Source organism: Parviterribacter kavangonensis, assembly GCF_056863335.1.
On record NZ_JBXPJA010000001.1, the window covers coordinates 1,085,846 to 1,098,239 of the forward strand.

General features: G+C 73.7%; 14 protein-coding genes. 10 read left to right on the forward strand and 4 right to left on the reverse strand.

The window, feature by feature from the left end; all coding sequences use genetic code 11:
- Window positions 1–25: 25 nt before the first annotated feature.
- Complete coding sequence (locus tag AC1UE4_RS05670) at window positions 26–418, reverse strand: hypothetical protein (RefSeq protein ID WP_482916246.1); 393 nt, start codon at window positions 416–418, stop codon at window positions 26–28.
- 27 nt (window positions 419–445) lie between these two features.
- On the opposite strand from AC1UE4_RS05670, the gene AC1UE4_RS05675 reads away from it, so the two are divergent.
- A complete protein-coding gene (locus tag AC1UE4_RS05675) occupies window positions 446–1,051 on the forward strand; it encodes a hypothetical protein (protein WP_482916247.1) in 606 nt (201 codons plus the stop codon).
- Here the strand turns inward: AC1UE4_RS05675 and AC1UE4_RS05680 are convergent.
- The gene (locus AC1UE4_RS05680; RefSeq protein ID WP_482916248.1) at window positions 1,048–1,752 is read right to left on the reverse strand and encodes a peptidylprolyl isomerase; all 705 of its coding nucleotides are present in this window, start codon (window positions 1,750–1,752) and stop codon (window positions 1,048–1,050) included. The genes AC1UE4_RS05675 and AC1UE4_RS05680 overlap by 4 nt on opposite strands.
- Before the next feature lie 64 nt (window positions 1,753–1,816).
- Between AC1UE4_RS05680 and AC1UE4_RS05685 the strand changes: the two genes are divergently transcribed.
- The 9 genes from AC1UE4_RS05685 to AC1UE4_RS05725 are packed head-to-tail and all read left to right on the forward strand — an operon-like array spanning window position 1,817 to window position 10,769.
- Window positions 1,817–2,686, forward strand: a complete 870-nt coding sequence (locus AC1UE4_RS05685) for a diacylglycerol/lipid kinase family protein (RefSeq protein WP_482916249.1) — start codon at window positions 1,817–1,819, stop codon at window positions 2,684–2,686.
- Window positions 2,683–4,062 carry a Mur ligase family protein gene (locus AC1UE4_RS05690; RefSeq protein ID WP_482916250.1) on the forward strand — a complete coding sequence of 460 codons (1,380 nt, stop codon included), beginning with the start codon at window positions 2,683–2,685 and terminating at the stop codon, window positions 4,060–4,062. Before AC1UE4_RS05685 ends, AC1UE4_RS05690 begins: the two co-directional genes overlap by 4 nt.
- Window positions 4,050–4,772 carry a class I SAM-dependent methyltransferase gene (locus tag AC1UE4_RS05695; protein WP_482916251.1) on the forward strand — a complete coding sequence of 241 codons (723 nt, stop codon included), beginning with the start codon at window positions 4,050–4,052 and terminating at the stop codon, window positions 4,770–4,772. The genes AC1UE4_RS05690 and AC1UE4_RS05695 overlap by 13 nt, the downstream gene beginning before the upstream one ends.
- Before the next feature lies 1 nt (window position 4,773).
- Window positions 4,774–5,481 (forward strand): type 1 glutamine amidotransferase, encoded by a 708-nt coding sequence (locus AC1UE4_RS05700; protein ID WP_482918208.1) that lies wholly within the window; start codon window positions 4,774–4,776, stop codon window positions 5,479–5,481.
- A gap of 28 nt (window positions 5,482–5,509) precedes the next feature.
- A complete protein-coding gene (locus tag AC1UE4_RS05705) occupies window positions 5,510–6,196 on the forward strand; it encodes an SDR family oxidoreductase (protein ID WP_482916252.1) in 687 nt (228 codons plus the stop codon).
- Window positions 6,187–7,581 carry an aldehyde dehydrogenase family protein gene (locus AC1UE4_RS05710; RefSeq protein WP_482916253.1) on the forward strand — a complete coding sequence of 465 codons (1,395 nt, stop codon included), beginning with the start codon at window positions 6,187–6,189 and terminating at the stop codon, window positions 7,579–7,581. Before AC1UE4_RS05705 ends, AC1UE4_RS05710 begins: the two co-directional genes overlap by 10 nt.
- A gap of 46 nt (window positions 7,582–7,627) precedes the next feature.
- Window positions 7,628–9,370 carry a sensor histidine kinase gene (locus tag AC1UE4_RS05715; RefSeq protein ID WP_482916254.1) on the forward strand — a complete coding sequence of 581 codons (1,743 nt, stop codon included), beginning with the start codon at window positions 7,628–7,630 and terminating at the stop codon, window positions 9,368–9,370.
- Complete coding sequence (locus tag AC1UE4_RS05720) at window positions 9,370–9,786, forward strand: response regulator (RefSeq protein ID WP_482916255.1); 417 nt, start codon at window positions 9,370–9,372, stop codon at window positions 9,784–9,786. Before AC1UE4_RS05715 ends, AC1UE4_RS05720 begins: the two co-directional genes overlap by 1 nt.
- Window positions 9,783–10,769 (forward strand): glycine betaine ABC transporter substrate-binding protein, encoded by a 987-nt coding sequence (locus AC1UE4_RS05725; protein WP_482916256.1) that lies wholly within the window; start codon window positions 9,783–9,785, stop codon window positions 10,767–10,769. Before AC1UE4_RS05720 ends, AC1UE4_RS05725 begins: the two co-directional genes overlap by 4 nt.
- Here AC1UE4_RS05725 and AC1UE4_RS05730 read toward each other — a convergent pair.
- Both AC1UE4_RS05730 and hflX read right to left on the reverse strand, forming a co-directional pair.
- Window positions 10,766–11,095 carry a nucleoside triphosphate pyrophosphohydrolase family protein gene (locus tag AC1UE4_RS05730; RefSeq protein WP_482916257.1) on the reverse strand — a complete coding sequence of 110 codons (330 nt, stop codon included), beginning with the start codon at window positions 11,093–11,095 and terminating at the stop codon, window positions 10,766–10,768. The two genes, AC1UE4_RS05725 and AC1UE4_RS05730, sit on opposite strands and share 4 nt — an antisense overlap.
- A 9-nt stretch (window positions 11,096–11,104) precedes the next feature.
- The gene (gene hflX / locus AC1UE4_RS05735; RefSeq protein WP_482916258.1) at window positions 11,105–12,382 is read right to left on the reverse strand and encodes a GTPase HflX; all 1,278 of its coding nucleotides are present in this window, start codon (window positions 12,380–12,382) and stop codon (window positions 11,105–11,107) included.
- Window positions 12,383–12,394: the final 12 nt, after the last annotated feature.

Here is a 12,394-nt window from a genome sequence, read left to right on the forward strand (position 1 = left end):
GCCGGGTCCGGTCATCGGCCGCGCCTCACCGGTTCTTCCGGCGCTGGTGCCGCGCGGCCTTCGCGCGGGCACGCCCCTGCGACACGCGCTTCTGCTTCGGCCGCTGCGAGCCCTTCGTCCGCTCGCCCTCCTCGAGCGGGTCGCGCTTGTCCGCCGGGGCGACCGAGCGCGCGTCGCGGATGATCGCCCAGCCGATGCCGAACAGCAGCACGAAGCCGGCGATGCCGATGAGCGCCTGCTGGCTGCGCGAGAGCCCGTCGTCGTCGTCCGCATTGGGGTCCGCGTTGGTGTTCACGGTCTGCGTCGGCGACTGCTGCGACGGGGTCGGCAGCGGGTTGAACGGGCTGTCCTGGGCGACGGCGGCCACCGGCGCCGCGAGCGTCAGGAGGATGAGGAGCAGGGCGATGCGGGCGATCACGGTGCGCGAGCGTACACTCAGCGGTCGATGCCCCCGAAGCAGCGACAGATCCGCGTCGAGCAGCGCAGCGCCCTGGCGGCGATGCAGCAGCTCGAGTCCCGCTCCGACGAGGAGCTCGAGGCCGAGCAGCGCAATAAGGCGGCCGCGATGGCGATCCTCGGCGCGCGCGCGGCCGAGCGCTACGACGCCAAGGCGGCGCGGTCGTACTTCCAGCGGGCGATCGCGGCCGCCCGGCCGCAGGAGCGCATGGCGCTGCGCCGGATGGCCGACGCGTCGCTGGCGCTCGCCGAGCGCCGGCCGGACGACCTGAAGGCCGCCGTCGAGCGGCTCGGCCAGGCGCCGCCCACCGGCCGCCAGCTGCTGCTCCTGCGCCTCATGGGCATGCTCGCGCCGCCGCCCGGCTCCGGGAAGATGGCCCGCGTCCGCGGCATCGCGATCCTCGTCGGCATCATCGTCGTCCTGCTGCTCGTCGGGTTCGCGCTCGCGAAGCTCGTCGGCCTCGCGTTCGGCGGCATCTCGACCCCCGGCGCGGTGCTGCTCGGGATCGTCCTGATCGCGATCATCCTCGGCGTGCTCGCCCTGGTCGGGCGCCGCCGGCAGCAGAAGGCGCTCGCCGCCAGACGCGGCGGCTAGCCCTCCTTGATCGTGACCTTGTCGATCAGGATGGGGTCGGCCGGCTTGCCGTCGGATGGGTCGGCCGGGACGTTGGCGAGCTTCTCGAGCACGTCGTCGCCCTTGCTCACCTTGCCCACGAGCGCGTAGTCCGGCGGCAGCCCGGCGTCGGGCGCCGTGACGATGAAGAACTGGCTGCCCGAAGTGCCCGGCTCCTCGAGCTCGGTCTTCGCCATGGCCACGATGCCGCGCGTGTACTTGAGGTCCTCCGGCGGGGCCTCGACGACGGAGTAGCCCGGGCCGCCCTCGCCGGTGCCCTTCGGGTCGCCGCCCTGGACGACGAAGCCGGGGACGATCCGGTGGAAGGTCAGGCCGTCGAAGAAGCCCTTCTCGGCGAGGAAGACGAAGCTGGCGACCGTCTTCGGCGCGCGCTTGTTGTCGAGCGCGATCTCGAGCGTGCCGCAGGACGTGTCGATCACGGCGGTTTGCTTGGCCTTCTTGTCCGGCTGGACGGTCGGCTTCTTGAAGCTGTCCGACTTCGGCTTGGGCTGCTGGGCGGCGGCACAGCCGGTGGCCGACGCCTCGGCGGTCGTCGTGTCGGACGTCGCCGTGGTAGCGGTGGTCTCGGAGCTGCCACCGGCGCCGGTGGTCTCCTCGTTGTCGCCGCAGCCGGCGGCGACGAGCAGCAGCAGCGCGATGAGCACGACGGGAAGGCGACGCATCGGTGCCGGAGGATAGACCTCGCCGTGGACCGTCAGCGCCGGGTCGCTCGTACTCTCTGGACCCGTGCGCCGCGTGTGCCTCATCGTCAACCCGCATGCGGGCGGGGGCCGGACGGCGAAGGCCCTGCCGAAGGTCCAGGAGACGCTGCGCCGCCTCGGCGTCGAGTTCCGCGTCGAGCGCACGCTCTCGATCGAACACGCCACCGACCTCGGCCGGGCGGCCGTCGCGGCGGGCGAGGTCGCGGTCAGCTTCGGCGGCGACGGCCTGGCCGGCGCGGTCGCCCACGGCCTGCGCGGAACGGACGGCGTGCTCGGCGTGCTGCCGGGCGGGCGCGGCAACGACTTCGCGCGCAAGCTCGGCCTGCCCTCGGATCCCGAGGAGGCGTGCGGCGTGCTCGCGCGCGGCACCGAGCGGACCGTGGACGTCGCCGAAGTCGACGGGCGGACGTTCCTGGGCATCGCGAGCTACGGCTTCGACTCGGACGTCCAGGACCTCGCGAACGCGTCGAGGGTCCGCGGGCAGCTCGTCTACCTCTACGCCACGCTGCGGACCCTCCGGTCGTGGCGCGCGGTGCGGCTGGACTTCGCCCCCGACGGCGGGCCGCAGCGCTCGGTGAGGGGTTACGCGGTCGCCGCGTGCAACTCGGGGATGTTCGGCGGCGGCATGGCGCTGGCGCCGGAGGCGAGCCTCGAGGACGGGCTGCTCGACGTCGTCATCACCGGCGACGGGACGCGGCTGAGCTTCCTGCGCAACCTCCCCAAGGTCTTCAAGGGCACGCACCTCGAGGACCCCGCGGTGGAGCTGCTGCGCGCCGCCGAGATCCGCGTCGGCGCCGAGCGGCCCTACCGGATCTACGCGGACGGCGACCCGATCGGCACGACGCCGGCGACGATCCGCGCCGTCCCCGGCGCGCTGAAGGTGCTCGTCCCGTGAGGGCGGCCGAGGCGGCGGCGCGCGCCGCGGGAGCGCTCTCACGGCGGACCGGCCGCGGTGGCACGAGCCTGCCGGGCAAGGTGCTGCTGCGCCTCGACCCGCACGCGATCGGGCGGCTGTCGCGGCGGCTGCCCAACGGCAGCGCCGTCATCAGCGCGACGAACGGGAAGACGACGACCGCGGCGATGGTCGCCGCAATCCTCGAGCGCGGCGGCCACCGCCTCGTCCACAACCGCCAGGGCGCGAACATGGCGGGCGGCGTCGCCAGCGCGCTGCTGCACGGGGAGGGCGACACCGGCCTCTTCGAGGTCGACGAGTTCTGGCTCGACCGCATCGTCGGCGAGCTCGAGCCCCGCGCGATCCTCCTCGCGAACCTCTTCCGCGACCAGCTCGACCGCTACGGCGAGCTCGAGACGATCGCGGAGCGGTGGGCCGCCGTCGTCGCCCAGACCTCCGCGCAGCTCGTCCTCAACGCCGACGACCCCACGGTGGCCGGCCTCGGAAGAGGGCGCGGCGGCGCCGCCGCCTCCCCCGGAGCGTCTTCGGCCGCCGCCTCCCCCCTCTTCTTCGGCGTCGAGGACGACGGCGTCGCGCTGCCGGGGCTTCCGCACGCGACGGACGCGAAGCACTGCCGCCTCTGCGGGGCGCCGTACGTCTACGAGACCGTCTTCCTCGGCCACCTCGGCCGGTACCGCTGCCCGAACGGCGACACGGAGCGCCCGGCGCCGCACGTCGCGGCGCTCGACGTGACGCTCGACGGCGTCCGCTCGGCGCGGTTCACGCTGCGCACGCCGCAGGGCGACACGCCGGTCGCGCTGCCGCTGCCGGGCCTCTACAACGTCTACAACGCGCTCGCCGCCGCCGCGCTGTCCCTCGCGCTGGGCGCGGAGCCGCCCGACGTCAAGGCCGGCCTCGAGGCCGTCTCCCCCGCCTTCGGCCGCGCGGAGACCGTGAAGATCGGCGGGCGCGACCTCTCGATCCTGCTCGTCAAGAACCCCGCGGGCGCGAACGAGGTCGTGCGGACGCTGGCGCTGGAGGACGGGTCGCTCGACCTGCTCGGAGTGCTCAACGACCGCACCGCGGACGGCAAGGACGTCAGCTGGGTGTGGGACGCCGACTTCGAGCTGCTCGCCCCGCACGTCCGCCGCGTCGTGTGCGCGGGCACGCGCGCGCCCGAGCTGGCGGTGCGCTTCAAGTACGCGGGCGTCGACCCGGCGAAGCTCGAGGTCGTCGAGGGCGACCTCGACCGGGCGATCGACGCCGCGGTCACGAGCGGCGACGGGCCGCTGTACGCCATCCCGACCTACACCGCGATGCTCGAGCTGCGCCAGAAGCTCGTCGCCCGCGGCGTCGCGGAGAGCTCATGGACGCGGTGACGACCGACGCGGTCATCTGGCACGACGTCGAGTGCGGCGCCTACGCGGCCGACCTACCGCTCTGGCGTGAGCTGGCCGAGACCCGCGGCGGGCCGGTCCTCGACCTGGGCGCCGGCACCGGCCGCGTCGCGCTGGACCTCGCCGCGCACGGCCACGAGGTGCACGCGCTCGACGTCGACGCCGAGCTGCTCGCCGCGCTCGGCGGGCGCGCCGCCGGCCTGCCGGTCACGATCCACGTCGGCGACGCGCGGGACTTCGACCTCGGCCGCACGTTCCCGCTGATCCTCGCGCCGATGCAGACGCTGCAGCTGCTCGGCGGGCCCGAGGGGCGCGGCGCGTGCCTGCGCGCCGTCAAGCGCCACCTCGCCCCCGGCGCGCTCTTCGCCGCCGCGCTCGCCAACGCGGTCGACACGTTCGGCGAGGTCGAGGCGCCGCTGCCCGACCTGCGCGACGTCGGCGGCGTCGTCTACTCGTCGCGCCCGATCGCCGTCCGCGACGACGGCGACGGGTTCGTTCTCGAGCGCCTGCGCGAGCGCGTCGCCGCCGACGGGACGCGCACGGTCACCGAGGACCGGATCCGCCTCGACCGCATCGCGCCGGACCGTCTGGAGGACGAAGCCCGTCAAGCCGGCTTGACCGTTGCCGCGCGGCGCGAGATCGCCGAGACCGAGGACCACATCGGCAGCGAGGTGGTGATGCTGCGTGGCTGAGATGCGGGTCTGCGCGCTGTACCCGGACCTCATGAACATCTACGCCGACCGCGGGAACATCCTGCTGCTCGAGCGGCGCTGCGCCTGGCGCGGCATCGGCTTCACCGTCACGGCCGCGGGCCTCGGCGAGGAGATCGACCCCGAGGCGCACGACCTCTTCTACCTCGGCGGCGGCCAGGACCGCGACCAGCAGCTCTGCGCTCAGGACCTCGTCGACACCAAGCGCGAGGCGCTGCACGCGGCGGCGGACGCCGGGAAGATCGTGCTCGGCGTCTGCGGCGGCTACCAGCTGCTCGGGCACTCCTACGAGCTGGGCGACGAGCACGTCCCGGGCATCGGGCTCGTCGACCTGCGCACCGTGCGCGAGGACGGCCCGCGGCTCATCGGCAACGTCGCGATCGAGCTCGAGGACGGGCGCGTGCTCGCCGGCTTCGAGAACCACGGCGGGCGCACCTACCTCGGCGCGGGCGCGCAGCCGCTCGGGAAGGTGCTGAACGGGCACGGCAACGACGGCCGGTCCGGTTACGAAGGGGTCCGGAAGGGCAAGGTCATCGGCACGTACCTGCACGGGCCCCTGCTGCCGAAGAACGCGTGGTTCGCCGACTGGCTCATCGCCGAGGCGACCGGGGTGCGCGACCTCGATCCGCTCGACGACGAGCTCGAGGACGCCGCGCACCGCAGCGCTCGCCGCGCCGCCGGGGTCGCCTGACCCGACCCCCACCCACCGGAGAGGCACCTTGGCAGCACTCGGAACCGTCATCGTCACCGGCGGCGCGTCGGGGCTGGGCGAGGCGATCGTCCACGCCGTCCGCGAGGCGGGCGGCACGCCCGTCGTCTTCGACCTCGAGCCGCCCGCCGGCGACGTCGCGTTCGAGCAGATCGACCTGAGCGACACGCGCGCCACCGAGGCTGCGGTCGAGAAGGTCGCCACCGAGGCCGGCGACCTGACCGGCGTCGTCACCGCCGCGGGCACCGACGCCTGCGGCAAGCTCGACGAGATCGAGGGCGAGCGGTGGGACCGCGTCATCGCGGTCAACCTGCTGGGCACCGCCGCCGTCGTGCGCGCCGCGCTGCCGCACCTGGAGGCCAACCGCGGCCGGATCGTCACGGTCGCCTCGACGCTCGGCTTCCGCGCGCTCAGCGACGCCACGGCCTACTGCGCGAGCAAGTTCGGCGTCGTCGGCTTCACCCGCGCGCTGATGGCCGAGCTCGGCGACCGCGTCGGCGTGACGATGCTCGTCCCCGGCGGCATGCGGACGCACTTCTTCGACGGCCGCCCCGAGCAGTACAAGCCGGGCCCCGACGCCGACCTCATGGACCCGCGCGCCGTCGCCGAGAGCGTCGTCTTCGCGCTGACCCGCCCGCCCGGCACCGACGTGCGCGAGCTCGTCATGACCGTCCAGACGGAGCCCTCATGGCCGTGACGGCCTCGACGATCGACGTCCGCGATCCCGCGACGGGCGAGGTCATCGGCTCCATCCCCGCCGGCACCGCGGCCGACGCCGACGCGGTCGTCCGCGCCGCGCGCGACGCCTTCGCGGCGTGGGCGCGCACCGCCCCCGCCGACCGCGCCGCAGCGCTGAAGGCATGGGCGCGCGCCCTGCGCGAGGCGCTCGACGACGTCGCAGAGCGTCAGACGCGCGAGAACGGCAAGCCGCTCGACGACTCGCGCGGCGGCGTCGAGGCGGGGATCGGGGCGATCGAGCAGTACGCCGAGCTCGGGCCGCTCCACCGCGGCAGCCGGCTGATGGGCGGCTGGGCGGCGTCGGACGAGATGGTCCACGAGCCGCGCGGCGTCGTCGCACTGCTCGTGCCGTGGAACGATCCCGTGGCGATCGCGTGCGGCCAGGTCGCCGCCGCGCTCGTCGCCGGCAACACCGTCGTGCTGAAGCCGTCCGAGAAGACGCCGCTGTCGGCGATCCGCTGCGTCGAGCTCGCCGCGGACCACCTGCCGCCCGGCACGCTGAACCTGCTGCTCGGCGACGGCCGCGCGGGCGCCGCGCTCGTCGAGCACCCCGGCGTCGACCTCGTCATGCACACCGGCTCGATCGCCACCGGCCGGGCGATCCAGCGCGCCGCCGCCGGCACCCCGAAGAAGGTGCTGCTGGAGCTGGGCGGCAAGGACGCGCTCATCGTCGACGACGGCGTCGACCCGGAGTGGGCGGCCGAGCAGGCCGCGATCGGCTCGTTCGCCAACGCCGGCCAGATCTGCACCGCAGTGGAGCGCATCTACGTCCACGCCGCGGTCGCCGAGCCGTTCCTCGACGCACTGACCCGCCGCGCGCGCCAGCTGCGCGTCGGGCCCGGCCTCGAGCCCGGCACCGAGATGGGCCCGCTGGTCGACGAGGGCCAGCGCGCGGTCGTCGAGGAGCACGTGCGCGAGGCCGTCGAGGCGGGCGCCGATGTCCTCGCCGGCGGCGAGCGCGTCGGCGACAGCGGCTGCTTCTACGCGCCCACCGTGCTCAGCGGCGTGCGCGACGACATGCGGATCATGCGCGAGGAGACGTTCGGGCCAGTCGCCGCGGTCCGCGTCGTCGACAGCTTCGACGAGGCGCTCGAGGCGGCGAACGCCACCGAGTACGGGCTCGCCGCCACCGTGCTGACCGCCGACGAGGAGCACGCCCGCCGCGCCGCGCGCGAGCTGGAGGTCGGGACCGTGAAGATCAACGCCGTCTTCGGCGGCGCTCCCGGCGGAGCGGCGCACCCGCGCAAGGCGAGCGGGACCGGCTTCGGGTACGGCCCCGAGCTGCTGGACGAGCTCACCGTCACGAAGGTCGTGCACCGGGCGCCGGCGGTGCCCGGCAGCTGAGCAGACGCTCCGCCCGTCCGGATAGGGTCGGCATCCCTTCCCCGGAATGCACGTTCGCCGTCCCAGCCTCCCGGCCGTCGCCGTCGCGGTCGCCCTGCTTCTCGTCACCGCTCTCGCCGCCCTGTCGACGAGCGGCTCGCTGGACCGCCGGCGCGACCAGCTGCTCGACCAGCGCGCGGCCGAGGCGGCGACCGCGCTGGACCGCCGGACCGACAACTACGTCGAGAAGCTCTACGGCGCGCGCGGCTTCGTCGCGGGCGCGCGGGCGGTGCCGACGCCGCGCCAGTTCGACGACTACTTCTCCAGCCAGGGCCTGCCGGAGCGGATCGACCGCCTGCGCAGCCTCACGTTCATCCAGCAGGTGCGCGACGCCGACCGCGGCCGGTTCCTGAGGCGGCTGCGGCGCGAGGCCACGGCGAGCGGGCTTCCGTACCCGCAGGAGATCCGCATCATGCCGCGCGGGCGCCGGGCGGAGTACGCCGTCATCACCGAGATCTTCCCGTTCGCGGAGAACCGCTCGGCGGTCGGCGCCGACCTCTTCGTCGACTCGGCCCGCCGGCAGGCGATCAGCCGCGCGCGCCGCACCGCGCAGGTCGCCGCGCCGCTGCCGATCCGGCTGGTGCAGGACCCGCTCAACCTCTCCGTCGCGCTCTACTTCCCGATCTACGCGGGCCCCGACCAGAACCCGCCCATCGGTCAGCGCAAGCGGCTCTTCATCGGCTCGGTCGCGGCGGCGGTCCGGCTGCGCGACCTGCTCTCCGACCTGGCGCCCGAGGGCGCGACGCTCAAGCTCTACGACGAGGGCCTGATCGGCACGCCGCGGATCCGCCGCCTGCTCTACGCCCAGCGCGGCGCCGCGGCGGACGCCCAGTCGCGCAACCTGCCGCTGACGGTCGCCGGGCGGCGCTGGATCCTCGGCTACGCCACCGACGACCCGCTCGTGGGATCGCTCGAGCGGTCGGTGCCGTGGATCATCCTCATCACCGGGCTCGTGCTCAGCCTGCTGGCCGGCGCGTTCGTCCACGCCACGACGCTCGGGCGCCGCCGCGCGCTCGCCGAGCTGGAGGCCAGCCGCACGGAGCTCGCCCGCTCGAACGAGGAGCTCGAGCGCTTCGCGTTCCTCGCCTCGCACGACCTCCAGCAGCCGCTGCGGACCGTCAGCGGGTTCCTGCAGCTGCTCGAGCACCAGAAGAGCGACCAGCTCGACGAGCGCGCGCACGAGTACATCGAGCAGGCGCTCAACGGGACGCGGCAGATGTCGGCGCTCATCGGCGACCTGCTCGCCTACTCGCGCGTCACGCGCGACGACCGGCCGCTGGAGCCGGTCGCGCTCGACCAGACGTGGGACGCCGCGGTCGAGCAGCTCAAGGCCACGATCGAGGACGCCGGGGCGACCGTCGAGCGTGGCGAGCTGCCCGTCGTCATCGGCGATCGCGGCCAGTTGACGCAGGTGTTCGCCAACCTCATCGTCAACGGCGTCAAGTACCGTGGCGACGCACCGCCGACCGTCACGGCGTCCGCGCGGCTCGTGAACGGGACGTGGCAGGTCGCCGTCCAGGACAACGGGCGGGGCATCGACCCCCGCGACCACGACAGGATCTTCGAGATGTTCCGCCGCCTCCACACCAACCAGGACGTCGAGGGCACCGGGGTCGGGCTCGCGCTCGCGCGCAAGATCGTTCAGCGCTTCGGCGGCGACATCACCGTCGAGTCCGAGGTCGGACGGGGCAGCCGCTTCGTCGTCGCCCTGCGCCCCGCTCCCCCCACCGAGCGCGCGGAGGCCGCGTGATGACCGATCGCGACGTGCTCCTCGTCGAGGACGCCGACATCCACGTCGAGTTCACCCGCCTGGCCTTCGAGCAGTCGGGCTCGGATGCCAGCCTGCACATCGCCCGCGACGGCGAGACGGCGATGCAGATGCTCGACGACGCCGGCGACCGGCCGCCGAACCTCATCCTGCTCGACCTCGGGCTGCCGCGGATGTCGGGCTTCGACGTCCTCGAGGCCGTCCGCCACCATGCCAACGAGCACGTCCGCCGCACGCCGGTCGTGGTGCTGACGACGTCGAAGGCGCCGACCGACGTCCGCCGCGCCTACGAGCTGTGCGCCAACTCGTTCGTCAGCAAGCCGCTCGAGCTCGGCGACTACGTCGACCTCATCGGCGAGGTGAAGCACTGGTGGTTGAGAAGGGTGGAGCTGCCGTGAGGGAAGCGTGCGGGCGCGCGCTGGCCGGTGTGCTGGCGTGCGCGGCGCTCGTGAGCGCATGCGGGGACGACGGCGGCGGGGGCGGCGCGACGACGCAGGACTTCGACACGCCCGAGGACCTGAGCGGCCCGATCAAGCGCAACGCGGAGAACGGCGACGTGACGATCACCGTCGGCTCGAAGAACTTCACGGAGCAGAAGGTGCTCGGCGAGATCTTCGCCCAGGGGCTCGAGGCCGCCGGCTACCGCGTCCGCCGCCGGTTCAGCCTCGGCGACGAGCAGGCCGCCCAGAAGGCGCTGCAGGACCGCGTCGTCGACGGCTACCCCGAGTACACGGGCACGGCGCTGCTCTCCCTGTGCGGCACCTCGACCGACGAGATCCCGAAGGACCCGCAGCAGGCCTACGAGGACGCCGCGTCGTGCCTCGCCGACAAGGGCGAGACCGCGTACCCGCCGACGCCGTTCACGAGCTCGAACGAGGTCGGCGTCACCGCCGCCACCGCCAAGCGCTACAAGCTGCGCCGCATCTCGGACCTCATGCCGATCGCGCGGGAGTTCACGCTGCACGGCACGAAGGAGTGCCGCCAGCGCGCCGACTGCCTCGCCGGCTTGCAGAAGGTCTACGGGCTGCGGTTCAAGCAGTTCGTCGAGACCCCGATCGACCGGCGCCACGCGGTGCTGCAGGGCGACGGCCCGAACGCGTCGATCGTGTTCACGACCGATCCGCAGAACCGCCGCGAGGGGATCGTCCTGCTCGAGGACGACCGAGGGATGTTCCCGCCCTACAACTCGACGTTCGTGGTGCGCAACGACATCGCCGACCGGGCGGGCAAGGATCTCGGCGACACCGTGCAGCGCATCGAGCAGGGCCTCACGGACGAGGCGATGCAGGAGCTGAACGCCCGCGTCGACCTCGACCGCGAGACGCCGGCGAAGGTCGCGACGTCGTACCTGCGCGACAGCCGGCTGATCGCCGCCGGCTAGCGGTCGTCGCCGCTGCCCTGCAGCACGCCGCGGTCGCGGCGCGAGAGCAGCTTGTCCAGGTTCGCCCCGGCGACCTCGCCGAGGTCGAGCCCGGCTTCCGTGGCGATCTGCGCGACGTACCAGAGGACGTCGCCGAGCTCCTTGGCGAGCGCGTCGCGCCGCTCATCCGACAGGACGCCGTCGTCGTCGCGGACCATCTTCTTGATCTTCTCGGCCACCTCGCCGGCCTCGCCGCACAGCCCGAGCGTCGGGTACAGGAGGTTGTCGCCGGCATCCGGGTAGACGGCGGTCGCCCGCGACCGGGCCTGGTAGTCGGAGAGGTCCATCGCCGGAACCTAGCTGTCGGGGTGGCCGTTGCTCGAGAACGCGAACTCGGCGAAGCGCTCGGCGACGGTGACCGGCACGCGCGCCCGCACGCGGACGCCCTCGGGCATCTCCTCGCGGTCGAGATCGCCGGCGACGTCGTGCAGCTCCGCGAGCCGCCCGCCCTCGGCGTACGGCAGCAGCAGGTCGACGGGGCGCAGGGTGCGCTCGAACTCCTGCTCGATCCGCTCCCCCAGCTCCTCGAGCCCTTCGCCGGTGAGCGCGCTGACGAGCACGCCGTCCGGATGGCGGAAGCCGAGCTCGCGCCGGCGCTCGTCGTCGAGCGCGTCGGCCTTGTTGAGCACGAGGACGCGCGGCTGGTCGCCGGCGCCGATCTCCTCGAGGACCTCCTCGACGGCGCTGAGCATCTCGAGCATCTCCTCCTCCGGCGCGCTCGCGTCGACGACGTGGAGCACGAGGTCGGCGAGGCGCGTCTCCTCGAGCGTCGCGCCGAAGGCGTCGACGAGCTGGTGAGGGAGCTTGCGGATGAACCCGACGGTGTCGGTCAGCAGGTACGTGCGGCCGTGCAGGCGCAGCTGGCGCGTGCTCGGGTCGAGCGTGTGGAAGAGCCGGTCGCGGACGCCGACGTGGGCGCCGGTGAGCCGGTTGAGCAGCGTCGACTTGCCGGCGTTCGTGTAGCCGGCGAGCGCGATCTGCGGGAGGTGGGCGCGCTCGCGCTCGGCGCGCATGACGGCGCGCGAGCCCTTCACCTCGGCCAGACGGCGCTTGAGCGCGGAGATCCGGTCGCGCGCCAGGCGGCGGTCGGTCTCGATCTGCGACTCGCCGGGGCCGCGGGTGGCGAAGCCGCCGCTCGACACGCCGCCGAGGCGCTCGAGGTGGGTCCACAGGCCGCGCATGCGGGCGAGGTTGTACTCGAGCTGCGCCAGCTCGACCTGCAGCTTGCCCTCGGCCGTCGCGGCGTGGGCGGCGAAGATGTCGAGGATCGTCGCGGTGCGGTCGACGACCGGGACGCCGAGCGCCTCCTCGAGGTTGCGCTCCTGCCGCGGGGACAGCTCGTCGTCGCTGACGACCATGTTCGCGTCGGTGCGCTTGAGCTGCTCCTTGATCTCCTCGAGCTTGCCCGGCCCGACGTACGTGTTCGGGTGCGGCCGATCGCGGTGCTGGATCGACTGGCCGACCACCGCGACGCCCGCGGTGCGCAGGAGCTCGTGGAGCTCGGAGAGGTCATCGCCGCGCTCGAGCACGGCGATGCAGAACGCTCGCTGCTTCGCACGTGCCGTCCGCTGCATCCCCGTCATGGT